Origin of the sequence: Mycobacterium shottsii (assembly GCF_010728525.1) — a bacterium.
GTDB classification, from domain to species: Bacteria; Actinomycetota; Actinomycetes; order Mycobacteriales; family Mycobacteriaceae; genus Mycobacterium; species Mycobacterium marinum.
Window position 1 is genome coordinate 4,972,669 of the sequence record NZ_AP022572.1, and the last position, 17,258, is coordinate 4,989,926.

The 17,258-nt window shown below is 66.1% G+C and carries 18 protein-coding genes and 1 pseudogene; 8 read left to right on the forward strand and 11 right to left on the reverse strand.

The features are described 5' to 3' along the window. The first annotated feature begins 29 nt into the window (after positions 1 to 29). Positions 30 to 1,316: an ArsB/NhaD family transporter gene (locus G6N41_RS23045; RefSeq protein ID WP_198965761.1), complete on the forward strand. Its 1,287-nt coding sequence runs from the start codon at positions 30 to 32 to the stop codon at positions 1,314 to 1,316. A gap of 5 nt (positions 1,317 to 1,321) precedes the next feature. Here the strand turns inward: G6N41_RS23045 and G6N41_RS23050 are convergent, their stop codons facing one another. From G6N41_RS23050 to G6N41_RS23070, 5 genes and pseudogenes are all read right to left on the reverse strand, one after another. Beyond that, entirely contained in the window at positions 1,322 to 2,086 is a 765-nt protein-coding gene (locus G6N41_RS23050) for a hypothetical protein (protein ID WP_036455482.1), read from the reverse strand. Beyond that, positions 2,083 to 2,792 (reverse strand): annotated as a pseudogene (locus tag G6N41_RS23055) (fluoroquinolone export ABC transporter permease subunit). The gene G6N41_RS23050 and the pseudogene G6N41_RS23055 overlap by 4 nt, the downstream one beginning before the upstream one ends. Then, positions 2,789 to 3,688: an ABC transporter ATP-binding protein gene (locus G6N41_RS23060; RefSeq protein ID WP_198965762.1), complete on the reverse strand. Its 900-nt coding sequence runs from the start codon at positions 3,686 to 3,688 to the stop codon at positions 2,789 to 2,791. The pseudogene G6N41_RS23055 and the gene G6N41_RS23060 overlap by 4 nt, the downstream one beginning before the upstream one ends. Before the next feature lie 116 nt (positions 3,689 to 3,804). Then, entirely contained in the window at positions 3,805 to 5,010 is a 1,206-nt protein-coding gene (locus G6N41_RS23065) for a class I SAM-dependent RNA methyltransferase (RefSeq protein WP_198965763.1), read from the reverse strand. Continuing rightward, positions 5,007 to 7,004: an APC family permease gene (locus G6N41_RS23070; protein WP_198965764.1), complete on the reverse strand. Its 1,998-nt coding sequence runs from the start codon at positions 7,002 to 7,004 to the stop codon at positions 5,007 to 5,009. Before G6N41_RS23070 ends, G6N41_RS23065 begins: the two co-directional genes overlap by 4 nt. Before the next feature lie 132 nt (positions 7,005 to 7,136). Between G6N41_RS23070 and G6N41_RS23075 the strand changes: the two genes are divergently transcribed. Both G6N41_RS23075 and G6N41_RS23080 read left to right on the forward strand, forming a co-directional pair. After that, a complete protein-coding gene (locus tag G6N41_RS23075; RefSeq protein WP_198965765.1) occupies positions 7,137 to 7,820 on the forward strand; it encodes a potassium channel family protein in 684 nt (227 codons plus the stop codon). 52 nt (positions 7,821 to 7,872) lie between these two features. Further along, the gene (locus G6N41_RS23080) at positions 7,873 to 8,535 is read left to right on the forward strand and encodes a potassium channel family protein (protein WP_011741124.1); all 663 of its coding nucleotides are present in this window, start codon (positions 7,873 to 7,875) and stop codon (positions 8,533 to 8,535) included. Positions 8,536 to 8,754: 219 nt separating this feature from the next. Here G6N41_RS23080 and G6N41_RS23085 read toward each other — a convergent pair whose 3' ends face one another. Together G6N41_RS23085 and G6N41_RS23090 are read right to left on the reverse strand one after the other, a co-directional pair. Beyond that, complete coding sequence (locus tag G6N41_RS23085) at positions 8,755 to 9,426, reverse strand: DUF3159 domain-containing protein (protein ID WP_020728413.1); 672 nt, start codon at positions 9,424 to 9,426, stop codon at positions 8,755 to 8,757. A gap of 27 nt (positions 9,427 to 9,453) precedes the next feature. Next, positions 9,454 to 9,822: an OB-fold nucleic acid binding domain-containing protein gene (locus G6N41_RS23090; RefSeq protein ID WP_011741126.1), complete on the reverse strand. Its 369-nt coding sequence runs from the start codon at positions 9,820 to 9,822 to the stop codon at positions 9,454 to 9,456. 168 nt (positions 9,823 to 9,990) lie between these two features. On the opposite strand from G6N41_RS23090, the gene G6N41_RS23095 reads away from it, so the two are divergent. Then, positions 9,991 to 10,689: a serine aminopeptidase domain-containing protein gene (locus tag G6N41_RS23095; RefSeq protein ID WP_231608682.1), complete on the forward strand. Its 699-nt coding sequence runs from the start codon at positions 9,991 to 9,993 to the stop codon at positions 10,687 to 10,689. 13 nt (positions 10,690 to 10,702) lie between these two features. Here G6N41_RS23095 and G6N41_RS23100 read toward each other — a convergent pair whose 3' ends face one another. Together G6N41_RS23100 and dut are read right to left on the reverse strand one after the other, a co-directional pair. Next, a complete protein-coding gene (locus G6N41_RS23100; protein WP_407663667.1) occupies positions 10,703 to 11,455 on the reverse strand; it encodes a DUF3710 domain-containing protein in 753 nt (250 codons plus the stop codon). Further along, a complete protein-coding gene (dut, locus tag G6N41_RS23105; RefSeq protein WP_198965768.1) occupies positions 11,455 to 11,919 on the reverse strand; it encodes a dUTP diphosphatase in 465 nt (154 codons plus the stop codon). Before dut ends, G6N41_RS23100 begins: the two co-directional genes overlap by 1 nt. 25 nt (positions 11,920 to 11,944) lie before the next feature. Here dut and G6N41_RS23110 point away from each other — a divergent pair, with 25 nt between their 5' ends. Next, entirely contained in the window at positions 11,945 to 12,424 is a 480-nt protein-coding gene (locus G6N41_RS23110) for a DUF3093 domain-containing protein (RefSeq protein ID WP_198965769.1), read from the forward strand. Between the two features lie 4 nt (positions 12,425 to 12,428). On the opposite strand, the gene G6N41_RS23115 is transcribed toward G6N41_RS23110, so the two are convergent. Continuing rightward, positions 12,429 to 12,731, reverse strand: a complete 303-nt coding sequence (locus G6N41_RS23115) for a DUF4193 domain-containing protein (protein WP_011741131.1) — start codon at positions 12,729 to 12,731, stop codon at positions 12,429 to 12,431. 183 nt (positions 12,732 to 12,914) lie between these two features. Here G6N41_RS23115 and cei point away from each other — a divergent pair, with 183 nt between their 5' ends. Then, on the forward strand, positions 12,915 to 13,568 hold the full coding sequence (gene cei, locus G6N41_RS23120; RefSeq protein WP_012393797.1) for an envelope integrity protein Cei: 654 nt from the start codon (positions 12,915 to 12,917) through the stop codon (positions 13,566 to 13,568). Between the two features lie 5 nt (positions 13,569 to 13,573). Here cei and G6N41_RS23125 read toward each other — a convergent pair whose 3' ends face one another. After that, positions 13,574 to 14,443, reverse strand: coding sequence for an inositol monophosphatase family protein (locus G6N41_RS23125; protein ID WP_198965770.1), 870 nt, complete (start codon positions 14,441 to 14,443; stop codon positions 13,574 to 13,576). A 173-nt stretch (positions 14,444 to 14,616) separates the two neighbouring features. Between G6N41_RS23125 and ppgK the strand changes: the two genes are divergently transcribed. Together ppgK and G6N41_RS23135 are read left to right on the forward strand one after the other, a co-directional pair. Next, positions 14,617 to 15,411 (forward strand): polyphosphate--glucose phosphotransferase, encoded by a 795-nt coding sequence (gene ppgK, locus G6N41_RS23130; protein ID WP_020728408.1) that lies wholly within the window; start codon positions 14,617 to 14,619, stop codon positions 15,409 to 15,411. Between the two features lie 173 nt (positions 15,412 to 15,584). Beyond that, on the forward strand, positions 15,585 to 17,096 hold the full coding sequence (locus G6N41_RS23135; RefSeq protein ID WP_231609040.1) for an RNA polymerase sigma factor: 1,512 nt from the start codon (positions 15,585 to 15,587) through the stop codon (positions 17,094 to 17,096). The last annotated feature ends 162 nt before the right edge of the window (positions 17,097 to 17,258 follow it).

The following is a 17,258-nucleotide window of genomic DNA, read 5'->3' on the forward strand; positions in this document are numbered from 1 at the left end:
ACACCCGGTAACGTTTTTGAGGAGATCCCGTGAGCGCCATTGCGATCGGGGTGTTCGTCGTCACCTACGCGCTCATCGCCAGCGACCGGGTCAGCAAGACCCGGGCGGCCCTGGTGGGTGCGGCGATCATGCTCGCGATCGGGATCGTTGACTCCCACGACGTGTTTTATTCGCACGACACCGGAATCGACTGGGACGTCATCTTTTTGCTGCTGGGGATGATGATCATCGTCAGCGTGCTACGGCAGACCGGTGTCTTCGAGTACATCGCCATCTCGGCCGTCAAACGTGCCAAAGGCTCCCCAACCCGCATCATGATCCTGCTGGTCCTGGTGATGGCATTCGGATCGGCCCTGTTGGACAACGTCACCACGGTGCTGCTGATCGCCCCGGTCACGCTGCTGGTCTGCGACCGGTTGGTGATCAACGCGGCTCCGTTCTTGATCGCCGAGGTTTTCGCATCCAACATCGGCGGCGCGGCGACACTGGTCGGCGACCCGCCGAACATCATCATCGCCAGCAAGGGCGGGCTGACCTTCAACGACTTCCTGATCAACATGGCTCCGGTAGTTCTTATCGTGCTGGTCATCTTTGTCGCACTACTGCCCCGCCTGTTCGGCTCGATCACCGTCGAGCCGGAACGGGTCGCCGACGTCATGTCGCTGAACGAACGCGAAGCGATCAGCGATCGCAAGCTGCTGATCAAATGCGGCGTGGTGCTGCTGGCGGTTTTCGCCGCTTTCGTCGGCCATCCGGTGCTGCACATCCAGCCCTCGGTGGTGGCACTGCTGGGCGCGGGGGTGCTGATCATCATCTCCGGATTGGCCGGCCGCGATTATCTGGCCAGCGTCGAGTGGGAAACGCTGCTGTTCTTCGCGGGACTGTTCATCATGGTCGGGGCTCTGGTGAAGACCGGCGTCGTGGACAAGTTGGCACGCGGGGCCATCGAACTGACCGGCGGCAACGAGCTATTCACCGTCTTCTTGATCATCGTGGTGTCGGCTCCGGTGTCGGGCATCATCGACAACATCCCCTACGTCGCCACCATGACGCCGATCGTCACCGAACTGGTCGCGGTGATGCCCGGTCAGGTCAACCCGGACGCGCTGTGGTGGGCGCTGGCCCTGGGCGCCGACTTCGGTGGCAACCTCACCGCCGTCGGCGCCAGCGCCAACGTCGTGATGCTGGGAATCGCCCGCCGGGCAGGCACTCCCATCTCATTCTGGGAATTCACCCGCAAAGGCATCGTGGTCACCACCATCTCACTGCTGGTGGCGGCGGCCTACCTGTGGCTGCGCTACTTCGTTTGGAGTTGACCCGGCTACACCGAGGCCACGTGTTTGGCGTGGAAACGGCGGAACAGCGCCCAGGCCAGCGCCAGGTTGTAGGCGCTTCCCGCCACCAGGTACGGCCACCAGGTGGCGTGATCGCTGGCCAGCCAGAACGCTTTGGCCGGCCAATACGGGGGCAACACCGCGAACACGAAGTTCCAGTTGGAGTGGATGAACCAGGGCAGGCAGGGCAATCCCGCGATCAGCATCCCCAGCGCGCGGACGGCGGCCAGACCCTGAATCTTGTTGTTGGCCACGGCCAGAATCAACAGCAGGGTCACCACCGCCGACAGTCCCGCGAGCAGGCCGATCGGGATCAGCGAGGGCAACAGCCGCAGCTCGAGTATGCCGCTGAGCGACAACGTTGCCACCACATAGATGGTGGTGACGAACATGACGGTGGCGGCACGATAGACAAAGAAGGTCGACAGCGGCACCGGGGTGACCCGCAGCGCGGCCAGCGTGCCGGCGTCCACCTCGTCGAGAACGAGAAACGCCGCCAAACCACCGACGATGATGATGCTGGTCAACAACAGGAATGCGGTCAGGATCAGCGGATAGTAGGGCCTCAGGTCGAACCCGTTGCGATCGGCCAGCATCGTGGTCACCCGCGGCGTCAGCAGCGCGACTGCGCTGGTCCAGATGACGGGTGCGACCACGATCATGACCAACAGCGGCTCACGATAGGTACCGCGGATGTCGTTGCGCCCAAACGCGATCAGTGCGCGTATCGACGCGCCGGCCGGGGCGCTCACCAGCTACCCGCCGCAGCGACGACGTAACGGGCGAAACTTGCCTCAGCCACTCGATACAGCACCCGACACACACCGACGGATACAACAGCGCGTATCCGATTTGCCAGGGCGCCAGGGTCAGCTGACCGAAGGCCGCGCCGAGCAGCAACAGCGGCCCCTGGGTGAGAATGGCATACGGCACCGGGTGCGGCCACACCCCGGAGTAGTACAGCACCGGCAGATTCATTACGGCCAGCGGGATCGTCGCCACCAGGAACCAGTCGCTGATCGAGGCGAATGGCAACGAGCTGATGAACCCCACCAGCAGCATCAACAACGTCCCCAGCGCCACCGCGACGATCATCGGCGCGGGCGAGTAGGAAAACCCATGCGCGATGGTGGCCACCACCACCGCCACCCCGACCGAAACCATCAGCAGGACGGCCAGTTTGGCCGCCAGATATTCCCCGAACCGCAGCGGGGTGGCGATCACCGCGCTCAGCGTGCGCTCCTGCTTTTCGAAGAAGACCGTGCCGGCGACAAAGAAGAACCCGATGATGGTGATGTCACCGGAGAGCACGTAAGGTTCGGCAACCGAACGCAAGTCGGCCGGCATCGGCAGCAGCACCGCCAGCCAGATCAACCCCGAAAACACCGCGGCATGCAGGAACCGCTGACGGTTTTGCAGCGTCAGCTCCAGCCGCAGCGCCGTGCTCAAGCGGCTCACGACAACCGCCGGCCGGTGACTTCGACGAATACGTCCTCGAGGCTGGCTTCCCTGCTGTGGATCGTCTCGACCTGATGTTCACGCAGCACCGCGTGAAATGCCGGGTCGTCGGCCAGCGTGTCCAGCGAAAACTCCGCGGCGCTCAAACCACCGCCGTTGCCTCGATATTCGACCGTGACCAGGCGCTGGCTGCGGGCGATCTTCAACTCGGCGGGCCGGTCAGACGCGACGATGCTCCCGTCGACGACAAAGGCCACCCGGTCACACAGCTCGTCCGCCGTCGCCATGTCGTGTGTGGTGAGAAACACCGTGCGCCCGCGTGCCTTCAGATCCATGATCATGTTCTTCACGCTGCGGGCGTTCACCGGATCCATCCCCGAAGTCGGTTCGTCCAGGAAGAGCAACTCGGGGTCGTTGAGTAGCGCCCTGCCGAACGTCAGGCGCATCTGCATGCCTTTGGAGTACTTGCCCGCCCGGGTATCTGCGTGGTCGGCCAATCCAACCGCCTCGAGTAGCTGCATCGGATCCAGCGTCGGCGTGCTGTAAAGCGAAGCGAAGAACTGCAGGTTCTCCAGCCCGGTGAGTTTCTGATAGTGATTGGGCAGCTCGAACGACACGCCGATGCGCTCGTAGTAGTCGGAGCCCCAGCTCGCCGGGTCCTTGCCCCACACCGCCACTTCACCGCCGTGGCCACGCAGTAGCCCGATCAGAATTCGTTGCGTCGTCGACTTGCCCGCACCGCTGGGACCGAGAAAGCCGAAGATTTCACCGCGGCCGACACTGAAATCCATGCCGCGCACCGCGGGTGTCGACGCTTTCGGATACGCGAAGGTGAGTCCACGGACCCGGATCACCTCGCCCACGGCGCCGGACACGGCCGGCTCGGGGTCGCGCATGCGCGCTCCTTTCGTCCAGTTCCGACCAGACTTCCCGGAGCGCCGTCGCCAGCATAATCAAGTTCGCGGCGCTTCGGGCCTCGGCGCGCGCGCATTCGGCCCCGACGCCCAACGGGCTAGTGGGTTAGCAGCGCAACGGACTCCACGTGATGGGTCAACGGGAAGGCATCAAACACCTTGATGGCGTCGACGCCGTACCCGTGGCCCCGATACAAGCCGAGGTCGCGAGCGAAAGACGCTGCTTCACAACCAATGTGAACCACACGGCGTACTCCGGCACCGGCCAGCAGATCAATGACCTCACGCCCGGCGCCCGGTCGGGGCGGGTCCAGCACCGCAATATCGGCGCCACCGTCCTGAGCCGCCAGCACCCGTCGCACCGAATCGGTGACCACCTCGACCTGGGGCAGATCAGCCAAGGCGACGCGGGCCGCGGCCGAGGCCGCGCGCGCGGTGTCCACGCTCAAGACCCGTCCCGACTCCCCCACCGCGTCACCGAGCACCGCCGCGAAAACACCAGCTCCCCCGTAGAGATCCCAGGCGGTCATGCCGGCACCAGGTTGGGCCCAGTCCGCAACCAGGCCGCTGTACACCTTCGCTGCGTCGCGGTGTGACTGCCAGAACGCCGTCGCCGGAATGCGCCAGCTGCGCCCGCCCACCCGCTGCAGCACACGCGGGTCGCCCTCGACCACCTTGGCGTCGGTTCGCCGGCCCCGGCGCACTGTGAGCACTAAGTGGCGTGCCCCGTCGTCACCGAGCGCCACATGCAGTTGCGCCCCGGCCGGCCAACCGGCCTTGGCCGACCGCTGCGCCAGCCCGTCCAGCATCCCGTCGGGCAGCTGCCCACAGCCCAGATCGGTGACCAGTTCGTTGCTGTGGTAGCGGTGGAAACCCACGCAATGGTCCGCTCCCACCTCGAGCCGAACCCGGGTACGCCACCCCGTCGGGCCGGCATCCGAGAGCGGCTCAGCCGCGCCGGACCAGCTGAATCCGCCAACGCGTTGCAGCTGTTCGCCAACCACGCTCGACTTGATCGCCCGGGCCGCGTCCGGGGCCGCGAAAGCCAGATCACAACACCCGGCACCATCCACCCCGGCGATGGGGCACAACGACCCGATCCGGTCCGGCGACGGGTCGATGACCTCGATAACCTCTGCGTTCCAATAGGAACCGCGTTGCGCGGTGACTCTGGCGAGCACCCGCTCCCCCGGTAGCGCATGGCGGACGAAGACCACTCGCCCCTCGTGGCGGGCCACGCAGCTACCGCCGTTGGCGGCCGCACCGGTGACCAGGTTCAGTTCAAGTGCCTGATTCGGGTTCAATCGAAAATGCCCCGCCGCATGTCGCCGGGAGCCGCATGCGGCTCCAACGTGTTGATCCGCTCCGACGACGTCAGCTGCCATGGCACCGAGGTGACCATCACCCCGGGCATGAACAGCAGCCGCGTCTTGAGCCGGAAGGCACTTTGGTTGTGCAACAGCTGCTCCCACCACCGGCCCACCACGTACTCCGGGATGAACACCGTCACCACGGTGCGTGGCGATTCCTTGCTGACCCGTTTGACGTAATCCAATACCGGACGGGTGATCTCGCGATACGGCGAAGCAATGACCTTCAGCGGCACGCTGACGTCGCTGTCCTCCCACTGCCGCACCAGCTCACGGGTCTCGACATCATCGACACTGACGGTGATCGCCTCGAGCACATCCGGACGGGTCGCCCGCGCGTAGGCCAGGGCCCGCAGCGTGGGCAAGTGCAACTTCGAGACCAGCACCAAGGCGTGGTTGCGGCTGGGCAACACCACCTCGTTGTCATGGGCGGCGGCCTGCTCCTCCAGTTCCCGATTGACCGTGTCGTAGTGCCTTCGGATCATCTTCATCAGAATGAAGACCGAACCCATGGCCACAATGGCGATCCACGCGCCGGCAAGGAATTTGGTGACCAGGACGATCAACAGGACAGCCCCGGTGGACACCAGACCAACCGAGTTGACCACCCGGGAGCGCACCATCTTGCGCCGGGCCGCGACATCGGTTTCGGTGCGCAGCAAGCGAGTCCAGTGCCGGACCATTCCGATCTGGCTCAGCGTGAACGAAATGAACACGCCGACGATGTAGAGCTGGATCAGCGCCGTCAGCTCAGCCCGGAAAGCGACGACCGCCCCGACGGCCGCCGCGGACAAGAAGATGATGCCGTTGGAAAACGCCAAGCGATCCCCGCGGGTGTGTAGTTGGCGGGGCAGGTAGCTGTGCTGAGCCAGCACCGAGCCCAGGACCGGGAAGCCGTTGAAGGCGGTGTTGGCGGCCAGCACCAAGATGAGCGCAGTCACCGCGACGATAATCAGGAAGCCGAGGTGAAAGCTGCCGAATACGGCCTGCGCCAGCTGGGCGACCAGCGTCTTTTGCTGGTACCCGTCCGGAGCACCGGTCAACTGGGTATCCGGGTCGTCGACGACTTGGGCCCCGGTCTGCACGGCCAGCGCAACCACACCCATCAGCAGGGCCACCGCGATGGCGCCCAGCATGAGCAGCGTGGTCGCGGCGTTGCGCGACTTCGGCTTCTGGAAGGCCGGTACCCCGTTGCTGATCGCCTCCACACCGGTGAGCGCCGCACAGCCGGAGGAGAACGAGCGCGCCACCAAAAAGACCAGCGCGATGCCAACCACCTTGCCGTGCTCGGCGTGCATCACGAATCCAGCGGATTCGGCGCGTACCTGATTGCCCAGCACGTAGATCCGGAACAAGCCCCAGCCCAGCATGGCGCTGATCCCGATGATGAATGCATAAGTCGGGATGGCGAATGCCAGCCCTGATTCGCGGACGCCGCGCAGATTCAACGCCGTCACCAGCAGGATGGCGGCCACCGCGAAGAACACCTTGTGGTCATAGACGAATGGGATCGCCGAGCCGATGTTCGACATCGCCGAAGCTATCGAGACCGCAACGGTGAGAACGTAATCCACCATCAAGGCGCTGGCCACCACCAGGCCGGCGGTGGGCCCGAGGTTGGTGCTGACGACCTCGTAGTCTCCGCCGCCGGATGGGTAGGCGTGCACGTTCTGCCGATAACTGGAGACCACGACGAGCAACACCGCTGCCACCGCCAGCGCGATCCACGGCGCCATCGAGTAGGCCGCCAGGCCCGCCACCGACAGCATCAGAAAGATTTCCTCCGGGGCGTATGCCACCGAGGACATCGCGTCGGAGGCAAACACCGGCAACGCGATCCGTTTTGGCAATAGCGTGTGGCTAAGCCGATCGCTGCGAAACGGCCGGCCGATTAGCAGCCGGCGCGCGGCCGTGGAAAGTTTGGACACGAGAGCCAAGGGTAAGCCCCATCGGCGTTGACGGTAGCGTTCCCTAGGCGAGAATTTTCCATAGGGGAATCGGCTGGCCAGTGTGGTTGCCGATTGCGTTCGACGCGAGGGATACGGCCGAGAGGACGTCAAGTGCGAGTGGTAGTGATGGGCTGCGGCCGAGTCGGTTCTTCGGTGGCCGATGCACTGTCGCGAATCGGCCACGACGTGTCGGTGATCGACCGCGACAGCACTGCCTTCAACCGGCTCAGTGCCGAATTCGCCGGCGAGCGTGTTCTGGGTCAGGGATTCGACCGAGATGTGCTGCTCAGCGCGGGAATCGAGGGCGCGGACGCCTTCGCCGCGGTGTCCTCCGGCGACAACTCCAACATCATCTCGGCGCGTTTGGCACGGGAGACCTTCGGCGTCAAACGCGTCGTCGCGCGGATCTATGACGCCAAGCGCGCCGAGGTCTACGAACGCCTCGGCATTCCCACCATCGCCACGGTGCCGTGGACAACCGACCGCCTGCTCAACGCCCTGCTCCGGGAGACAGAGACCGCCAAGTGGCGCGATCCCACCGGCACCGTCGCGGTCTGTGAAGTAGTGCTGCACGAGGACTGGGTCGGCTGCCGCGTCTCCGACCTGCAGCAGGCCACCGGTGCCCGGGTCGCGTTCCTACTCCGTTTCGGCACCGGCGTGCTGCCCGAGCCGAAAACGGTGCTACAGGCCGGTGACCAGGTCTATGTCGCCGCCATCTCCGGGCGGGCAGCCGAGGCCGTCGCCATCGCGGCGCTGCCGCCGAGCGAGGATTTCGAGTCGGGGACCGCCAAATGAGCCGCGCCCGCGACGCACACATCGGCGCAGCCGGGGTTGAGGGGTGGGGCAAATGAAAGTCGTTGTCGCCGGCGCCGGCGCGGTCGGCCGCTCAGTCGCCCGCGAACTCATCGCAAACGCCCACGACGTGACCCTGATCGAACGCAACAGCGACCACGTCGACGACGACGCCATTCCGGCCGCGCATTGGCTGCTGGGCGATGCCTGCGAACTGAGCCTGCTGGAGTCGGTTCATCTCGAAGATTTCGATGTCGTGGTCGCCGCCACCGGCGATGACAAAGCCAACGTGGTGCTCAGCCTGCTGGCCAAGACGGAGTTCGCGGTGCCGCGGGTGGTGGCCCGGGTCAACGATCCCCGCAACGAGTGGCTCTTCACCGATGCCTGGGGCGTGGACGTGGCGGTGTCGACGCCCCGCATGTTGGCCTCGCTGATCGAAGAGGCTGTCGCCGTCGGCGACCTGGTGCGGCTGATGGAATTCCGCAAGGGTCAGGCCAACCTGGTGGAAATCACCCTGCCCGACGACACGCCCTGGGGCGGTAAACCGGTGCGCAAACTGCAACTACCGCGGGATGCGGTGCTGGTCACGATCCTGCGCGGACCCCGCGTCATCGTCCCGCAAGCCGATGAACCCCTTGAAGGTGGCGACGAGTTGCTCTTCGTCGCGGTCACCGAGGCAGAGGAAGAGCTGAGCCAGCTGTTGCTGCCGTCGAGCTAGCCACCCGCGCGCTGTCGTTGCGCGAGCCAATGTGCGATTACGGCGCGCACTGTGCGCCGGTGGCGATGCAACGGGGGCAGCGCCGCCCTCAGCGCACACTCAAAGCCCTCCAAGGACACTCAACGCCCCGCCGGCGCCCACGGGCCCATGGAGAGCCCGCCGAGCACGCTCAACGCGGTACAGGGGCTCTCAGCGCCCTAAATGCGTCCGAACCGGGGTCTAGAGCTCCCGACAGGCCTCGGTGTCGACGGCAGCGACTTCTGCGGCCTCGGGCTCGTCAACGGCCAGCATGGCCCGCCGGGCCGCCTTGATCGCCGCATAGGTCGCCAGCGCCGCCACCGCGGTCAGCGGCCAGCCCATCCCGATCCGCGCAACCCCTAGCCAGCCCGTCTTGTCGGCATCGTAGAGAAGCCGCTGGACGATGAACCGGGCCGCGAACACCAGCGTCCAGCCCAGCGTTGCGACATCAAACGCGTAGACGGCGCGGGGCACCTCACGCCAGCCCTGGTCACGCCCGCTGGTCCAGCTCCACAGAAAACCGACCACGGGCCGACGAACAACAATCGACAGGGCGAAGACGACCGCCCACAGCAGCGACATCCAGATGCCGAGCAAGAAGTAGCCCTTGGACTGCCCCACCAGGTAGGCGACCAGCGCGCACCCGGCGACCCCGAAGAACCCGGAGACCGCAGGTTGGGTGGACTCGCGCCGGATCAGGCGCAGCAGCAGCACCAACCCGGCCGCGGCAAGCGCCGATCCGATGGCGGGCAAGAGTCCGCCGATACTGGACACTGCGACGAAGATCACTACCGGAACCGACGAGTAGACCAGCCCGCTCACCCCGCCGGCCTGTGCTAGCAAGCTCTCGGCGCTGACGCGGTTAGCGCTCACCGGCCGCCTCCGCCACCAAAGCGATGATCACCGCTGGATTTCGTAATGCGGGTTGTAGATGGCCTTGCTCCCGTTCTCGAGCTTGCCCAGCCGTCCCCGCACCCGCAATGTGCGGCCCGAGTCGATGCCGGGGATCCGGCGTTGACCCAACCACACCAACGTCACGGTGTCGCTCCCGTCGAACAATTCGGCCCGAACACCGCCGGAACAACCCTTGCCGTTGGTTTCCACACTGCGCAGCGTGCCTACCATCGTGACTTCCTGGCCGCGTTGGCAGTCGATAGCCCGCTGCGCTCCGGTATTGACGACTTCGTCGGACAATTCTTCGACGTCGCGCTGCTCCGGGTCCTCCGTCAACCGACGGGTGAGCCGGCGCAGATAACCTTCGGCCCCCATGGCCTCTCCTGACACTCCAACGTCGTTTGGAAGCTGTGCTAGCTAGTGGCACTAGCTAGCACAGCTTCCACAATGCCAACGGTCACCGTAGACCTGTTAGTTCCCGTCCGCCACACGGATCGCCCTACCAACGTTGGAGTACCTGAAATGACCGGGCACTATCGTGGGGTGCCAGTCGATCTGCGCGGTGTACCCGTCGCATTACTGCCCGGAACCGGCTCCGACGACGACTACGTCTACCGGGCCTTTTCCGGCCCGCTGCAAAGCGTGGAAGCCATCTTGGTGACACCGCCGCCGCAGCCAGAACACCTAATCGAGGGCTATCTGGCCGCACTGGATGAGGCCGCCCAGGCCGGTCCGATCGCCGTGGGCGGCGTGTCGATCGGTGCCGCTGTGGCCGTCGCGTGGGCGCTGGCCCATCCCGACCGGTGCGTTGCCGTGCTGGCCGCGCTGCCCGCATGGACCGGGGAACCTGGGCCGGCGCCGGCCGCCCACGCGGCGCGCTACACGGCAGCGCAATTGCGTCGCGACGGCCTGGCCACCACAACAACGCAGATGCGGGCATCCAGCCCACCCTGGTTGGCCGACGAGCTGGCTCGATCCTGGCAGGTGCAATGGCCGCAGCTGCCCGACGCGATGGAACAGGCGGCCGGCTACGTGGCGCCAAGCAGCAGCGAATTGGGCCGCCTTACCGTGCCGCTGGGGGTGGCCGCCGCGACCGATGATCCGATCCATCCGCTGCAGGTCGGTCTCGACTGGGTGTCCGCCGCGGCGCACGCCGCCCTGCGGACGGTGACGCTGGAGCAGATGGGGGCCGACACTTCGGCGCTGGGAGCCGCCTGCCTGGCCGCTCTGGCCGATATTTGAGCGCTGGGTACGCCTAGCCGCCGGTGGTGCTGCGCAGCTGCTGCATGGCAGATCCTTCCGCCCCGCGCCGCGGTGCCGGCTGATCGGGCTCCTGCTGTCCCTGCTGTCCCTGCTCGTGCTGGGCCGCCGCAGCCTGCCGCAGTTGCTCCACCATCGGCTCAGGCAACTGCACAGGCAGCGGGGTGCGCACCGGCAACGGCGTGTCGCCGCGGCGGATCACCGTGTCGGCCAGCGCCTCGCGGGCCTCATCGGTCAGCGTGTCGATGGTCTCGTACGGACCGTTGACCACACACCGGACCATCCACCGATAGCCGTCGACACCGATGAAGCGCACCACCCCGGAGGCGGCGCCGATCACTTCCCGACCCCACGGGCCGTCCTTGATCGATACCTCGGCCGAATCCTTGCGCAGCGAGTCGGCGAGCTCCGATGCGACCTCACGCCACAGGCCGGCGGACTTGGGCGCCGCATAGGCAGCGATGGTGAAGCGACCGTTGGCCGTGACAACCCACACGGCGCTGGGAACTCCGCTCTCGGTCAGTTCGACCTGGACCTGGCCGCCTTCCGGCATGGGAACCAAGACCGATCCCAGATCGAGTCGGGCCAGCTGGGCAACCGACGGGTCGTCGAAGTCTTCGATGTCGAACGGGCCTACCAGGCCCACGTCATCTGCAGCCGGTTCGCCGGCCTCGCGCGCTGCGGGTCCATCGGGTTCCACGGGGCTGCCGCTGCTGTCGCCTTTACGGGTGCGTCTACCGAATGCCATCACAAACTCGCATGTCCGCCGGAGGAACCATGACCACCATCACCACGGGATGTCGCGGCCAGCCCGGCCTCGTCGAAGGTCGAAACCTCGACCAGCTCTAGCAACTCGACCCGCTGCACCAACAGCTGAGCGATACGGTCACCGCGGTTGACCACGATTGGTGTGGCCGGGTCGAGATTGATCAGCGCGACCTTGAGCTCGCCCCGGTACCCCGCATCGATGGTGCCCGGGCTGTTGACGATCGAGAGCCCGACGCGGGAGGCCAGCCCCGAGCGGGGATGGACCAGACCCACCATGCCAAAGGGAATCGCGACCGCAACACCCGTGCGCACCAGGGCCCGCTGCCCCGGGGGCAGCACCACGTCTTCGGCGCTGTAGAGGTCTACCCCCGCGTCGCCATCGTGAGCGCGGCTGGGCAGCGGAAGCCCGGGGTCAAGACGCACAACGGCGAGACTGTTCGACACGGGGCCACAGACTACTCTTGACCGGATGTCCGAAACGCGCGTCGCGCCGCACAGCGTGCGATATCGCGAACGACTTTGGGTCCCCTGGTGGTGGTGGCCGTTGGGCTTCGCACTGGCAGGACTCATCGCGTTCGAGGTCAATCTGGGTATAGCCGCTCTCGCGGACTGGCTCCCGTACGCGATTTTGTTCACCGTGGCGGCCGCCGCATTGCTGTGGCTAGGCCGAGTCGAGATCCGAGTCATCGCCGGCGCGGATGGCGAAGTCGAGCTATGGGCCGGCGAGGCGCATCTGCCCATCACCGCCATCGCCCGCTCCGCCGAAGTTCCACGCACGGCCAAGTCCGCGGCCCTGGGCCGTCAACTCGACCCAGCAGCGTACGTCCTGCACCGAGCGTGGGTCGGGCCCATGGTTCTACTCGTTCTGGACGACCCAGACGACCCGACGCCGTACTGGCTGGTGAGCTGTCGCCACCCCGAGCGGGTCCTATCCGCATTGCGCAGCTGACCGATCAGGCGGCGCAGTCGGTACAGATCATCAAGCCGTTCTTCTCGCTGGCCAGGCGGCTGCGGTGTTGCACCAGGAAGCAGCTCGAGCAGGTGAACTCGTCAGCCTGCTTCGGAATGACACGCACCGACAGCTCTTCGCCGGATAAGTCAGCACCTGGCAGCTCGAATGACTCAGCGGATTCCGATTCATCCACGTCGACCACCGACGAGGCGGCCTCGTTCCGTCGAGCCTTCAGCTCCTCCAGCGAATCCTCTGACACGTCGTCAGACTCTGTCCGCCGTGGAGCGTCATAGTCGGTAGGCATTGTTCCGTCCCCTCGCATGCCCTCATCACTTCAAGCAACGCTTTGTACCAGCGTCGAACGCATCCACCAAACGATTCGTGCCCGTATCTTGCTTGATTCAACTGTGATTTACGTCACATCTTTGAATCGGCCCTTGTAATCAGGCCTAAACGGTGCGGTCAGCGTGCGGACTAGAGTGCACGTGTGGTCGCACAAATCACCGAGGGTACCGCCTTCGACAAACACGGTCGGCCATTCCGGCGACGCAACCCCCGGCCCGCCATCATCGTCGTGATTCTGCTGGTGGTCTTGACCGGTGTGGTGTGGACAGTCGCGCTGACCCGCCCACCGGACATCACCGAGGCCGCGGTGTGCAACCCGCCGCCCCAACCGGCCGACGCGACGGCAACGGTCAAACTCGGTGAGCGGGTATCGCGCACCGAAATGACGGACGTCACACCCGCACAACTGGGCGAGACCAAAGTCCGGGTGCTCAACGCCAGCGGCCGGGGCGGTCAAGCCGCCGACGTCGCTGGGGCGCTAAAAGACCTCGGATTCACCCAGCCGACCGCAGCAAACGACCCCGTCTATGCCGACACCCGGCTGGACTGCCAAGGCCAGATCCGATTCGGCACCGCCGGACAAGCGACCGCGGCGGCGGTATGGCTGGTCGCACCGTGCACCGAATTGTTCAACGACGGCCGGGCCGACGACTCCGTCGACCTCGTCCTGGGCACCGACTTCACCACCCTGGCGCACAACGACGACATTGACGCGGTGCTGAGCAGCCTGCGCCCGGGCGCCACCCAACCGCCGGACCCAACCCTGATAGCAAAGATCCACGCCAGTAGCTGTTAGCCGACTCAGTCCAGGGGTTCGAGCGCATTGAGTCGCTTCAGGACCCCCACCAGCTCATCGGCGACCCCGGGCGCGGCGGCGACGACCAAACCGGCGCCAACGACATCCGAGGCGGGCAACACCACCCGCGCTCCGGCCTCGGCGGCGATCAGCGCTCCCGCGGCGCGATCCCACAACTGCAGCCCGTGCTCGTAGTAGGCGTCGAGACGGCCGGCCGCGACCATGCACAGGTCCAGCGCCGCCGAACCGATCCGGCGCACGTCGCGGACCATTGGCAGCATCCGGGCCAGCAGGGCGGCCTGGGTGGCCCGGCGTCCCGCCGAGTAGCCAAACCCGGTGCCCAGCAACGCCATCGACAAATCCTCCACCGCGGTGCAGCGCAGCTCGCGGGTTCCCTGCTCGTCGGTGACGTGGGCGCCCTGGCGAAGCGCCGCCGAATACACGCTGCGGCCCACGACGTCGGCGACCGCCCCGGCCACCGACACGCCACCCACCTGGGCGCCGATCGACACCGCATAGGCCGGGATGCCGTAGACGAAGTTCACGGTGCCGTCGATGGGATCCAGCACCCAGGTAACGGCATCGTCGGGCGCCGGCGCCGAATCCGCGGGACCGCCACCCTCCTCCCCCACGATCGGGTCCCCGGGCCGAAGTTGCGCCAGTCGACTGCGCAGCAACCGTTCCGCATCGGTGTCGACGACGGTCACCGGGTCGGTCGGGGTGCTCTTGGCCCGCACCGCGTCCGACTCGTCAGCCGCGGCCGGATGGGCGCCAAACAGCTCGGCGCGCCGGCTGCGCACGAATTCGGCCGCCTCGGCGGCCAGGGTCTCAGCCACCACGCGCAGCCGCGCAGGGTCGTTGTCAGGTCGTGTCACCGCTCTATCGCATCACGGTCGCCCCGCGCAGCCCGCTCCTCACCAGGCCAAGCCTGGTTTGTCGCCGGGCTCACCCCAAACAGCCCGCTCCTCACCAGGCCAAGCCTGGTTTGTCGCCGGGCTAAGGTGATCCGGACACAAAACGTCTCGCCACGTCTCGCCGAGGAGATCCGATGACCAGCACCGACCCAATGGCCCAAACCGCCGGTGCCGCACAGCCGCATCGCGGATTCGGGATTGACGTCGGCGGCAGCGGCATCAAAGGCGCGATCGTCGACCTGGACACGGGCCAGCTAATCGGCGAGCGCATCAAGCTGGCGACCCCACAGCCCGCAACTCCGTCAGCGGTTGCCAAGACCATCGCCGAGGTGGTCGATCGATTCGGCTGGACCGGCCCGCTCGGGGTGACCTACCCGGGCGTGGTCACCCACGGCATCGTTCAGACGGCGGCCAACGTGGACAAGTCGTGGATCGGTACCAACGCGCGCGAGGTCATCAGCGCCGAACTGAACGGCCAGGACGTGACGATCCTCAACGACGCCGATGCGGCCGGACTCGCCGAGGAACGGTACGGCGCCGGGAACAACCAGCCCGGCCTGGTGGTGCTCCTCACCTTCGGAACCGGCATCGGGTCGGCGGTCATTCACAACGGCGCGCTCATACCCAACACAGAATTCGGCCATCTCGAGGTCGGCGGCAAGGAGGCCGAGCAACGGGCCGCGTCGTCGGTCAAGGAGAAAAACGACTGGAGCTACGAGAAGTGGACCAAGCAGGTGACGCGGGTCCTGGTAGCCATCGAAAACGCGATCTGGCCTGACCTTTTCATCGTCGGCGGTGGCATCAGCCGCAAGGCCGACAAGTGGGTGCACCTGCTGGAGAACCGCACGCCGGTGGTGGCGGCGACCCTGCAGAACACCGCCGGGATTGTCGGCGCGGCAATGGCCTCCAGCACCGATGTGACGCACTGAATTCTGCCCGCTCGGGCGGTGCACGCGCGCAGTGAAGTTACAATGGTCGTCGGCGACAGCCCAACCGATAGCGAGCGAGTATTCACGCTGGTATCAACGCCGACATTCGACATAAACAGACACTTTCGGTTAAGCACGCCCAGCCGCAGCCGGAAGTGAGTACCACCGAAGGGGTGTATGTGGCAGCGACCAAGGCAAGCCCGGAGACCGGTGAGCCGGTGAAACGCACCGCCACCAAGTCCCCGGCCAAGGCTGGGGCCAAGCGACCGACGAAGACCGCAAACGGCGCGGCCCCCGCCAAGCGGGCCGCAAAAACAACAGGTCAAGCCGACGACGCCACCACCGGCGACGCCCCGAAGAAGACGCGCCCGTCGGCCAGAGGCACCAAGGCCGCCCGCGGAACCAAGGCGCCGGGCGAAGGCGCGACGGACCTAGACACCAATCTGGACACCGCTGACGATCTTGATGCCGATCCGGACATCGACGTCGACTCCTCCGACGATCTCGACCTCGACTTGGATGACCTCGAAGACGAGGACGAAGCGGCCTCCGACGAGGCCGAGGGCGACGACGATTCGGAAGAGGGCGACGACGCCGAGGACGGCACTGGGGCCAAGGCACCCGCGGCCGCGGCGCCGGGAACCCCTAGCGATGAAGAAGAGATCGCCGAGCCCAGCGAGAAAGACAAGGCTTCGGGGGACTTCGTCTGGGACGAGGACGAGTCGGAGGCATTGCGCCAGGCCCGCAAGGACGCCGAACTGACGGCATCCGCCGACTCGGTCCGCGCCTACCTCAAGCAGATCGGCAAGGTGGCGCTGCTCAACGCCGAGGAAGAGGTTGAGCTCGCCAAGCGCATCGAGGCCGGTCTCTACGCGACACAGCTGATGGCTGAGTTGACAGACCGCGGCGAAAAACTGCCCGCAGCCCAGCGCCGCGACATGATGTGGATCTGCCGCGACGGTGATCGTGCGAAAAACCACCTGCTGGAAGCCAACCTGCGTCTGGTGGTCTCGCTGGCCAAGCGCTACACGGGCCGCGGGATGGCGTTTCTGGACCTCATCCAGGAAGGCAACCTGGGCCTGATCCGTGCGGTCGAGAAGTTCGACTACACCAAGGGCTACAAGTTCTCCACTTACGCGACGTGGTGGATCCGCCAGGCCATCACCCGTGCCATGGCCGACCAGGCCCGCACCATCCGGATCCCGGTGCACATGGTCGAGGTGATCAACAAGCTGGGCCGCATCCAGCGCGAGCTGCTTCAGGACCTGGGCCGCGAGCCCACGCCGGAGGAGCTGGCCAAAGAAATGGACATCACCCCGGAGAAGGTGCTGGAGATCCAGCAGTACGCCCGGGAACCGATCTCGCTGGACCAGACCATCGGTGACGAAGGCGACAGCCAGCTCGGTGACTTCATCGAAGACAGCGAAGCGGTCGTCGCGGTGGATGCCGTGTCGTTCACCCTGCTCCAAGACCAGCTGCAGTCGGTGCTGGACACGCTCTCCGAGCGCGAGGCCGGCGTCGTACGTCTGCGCTTCGGTCTCACCGACGGCCAGCCGCGCACGCTCGACGAGATCGGCCAGGTCTACGGCGTCACCCGGGAACGCATCCGCCAGATCGAGTCGAAGACGATGTCCAAGCTGCGCCACCCCAGCCGCTCGCAGGTGCTGCGCGACTACCTGGACTGACATCCCGTGTAAGCGCGCAGGATCAGCGGTTCTCCCGCAGCTCCGGCGCGCGCCGCGCGTTGTGGGGACCGTTGGCGTCGCCATCTACCTGAGGTGTCGAAAAGCTGCGACCCGCCAGCGATTGCTGAGATCCGGTGCACCAGGGCATAGTGTTCGGCGTAC

What these genes read in the sequence shown, in the direction of transcription:
- G6N41_RS23060 (WP_198965762.1), bottom strand. Translation starts at nt 3,688, where the DNA reads ATGCGCGACCCCGAGCCGGCCGTGTCCGGCGCCGTGGGCGAGGTGATC.
- G6N41_RS23080 (WP_011741124.1), top strand. Translation starts at nt 7,873, where the DNA reads ATGAAAGTCGTTGTCGCCGGCGCCGGCGCGGTCGGCCGCTCAGTCGCC.
- G6N41_RS23090 (WP_011741126.1), bottom strand. Translation starts at nt 9,822, where the DNA reads ATGGGGGCCGAAGGTTATCTGCGCCGGCTCACCCGTCGGTTGACGGAG.
- G6N41_RS23100 (WP_407663667.1), bottom strand. Translation starts at nt 11,455, where the DNA reads ATGGCATTCGGTAGACGCACCCGTAAAGGCGACAGCAGCGGCAGCCCC.
- G6N41_RS23110 (WP_198965769.1), top strand. Translation starts at nt 11,945, where the DNA reads ATGTCCGAAACGCGCGTCGCGCCGCACAGCGTGCGATATCGCGAACGA.
- G6N41_RS23115 (WP_011741131.1), bottom strand. Translation starts at nt 12,731, where the DNA reads ATGCCTACCGACTATGACGCTCCACGGCGGACAGAGTCTGACGACGTG.
- ppgK (WP_020728408.1), top strand. Translation starts at nt 14,617, where the DNA reads ATGACCAGCACCGACCCAATGGCCCAAACCGCCGGTGCCGCACAGCCG.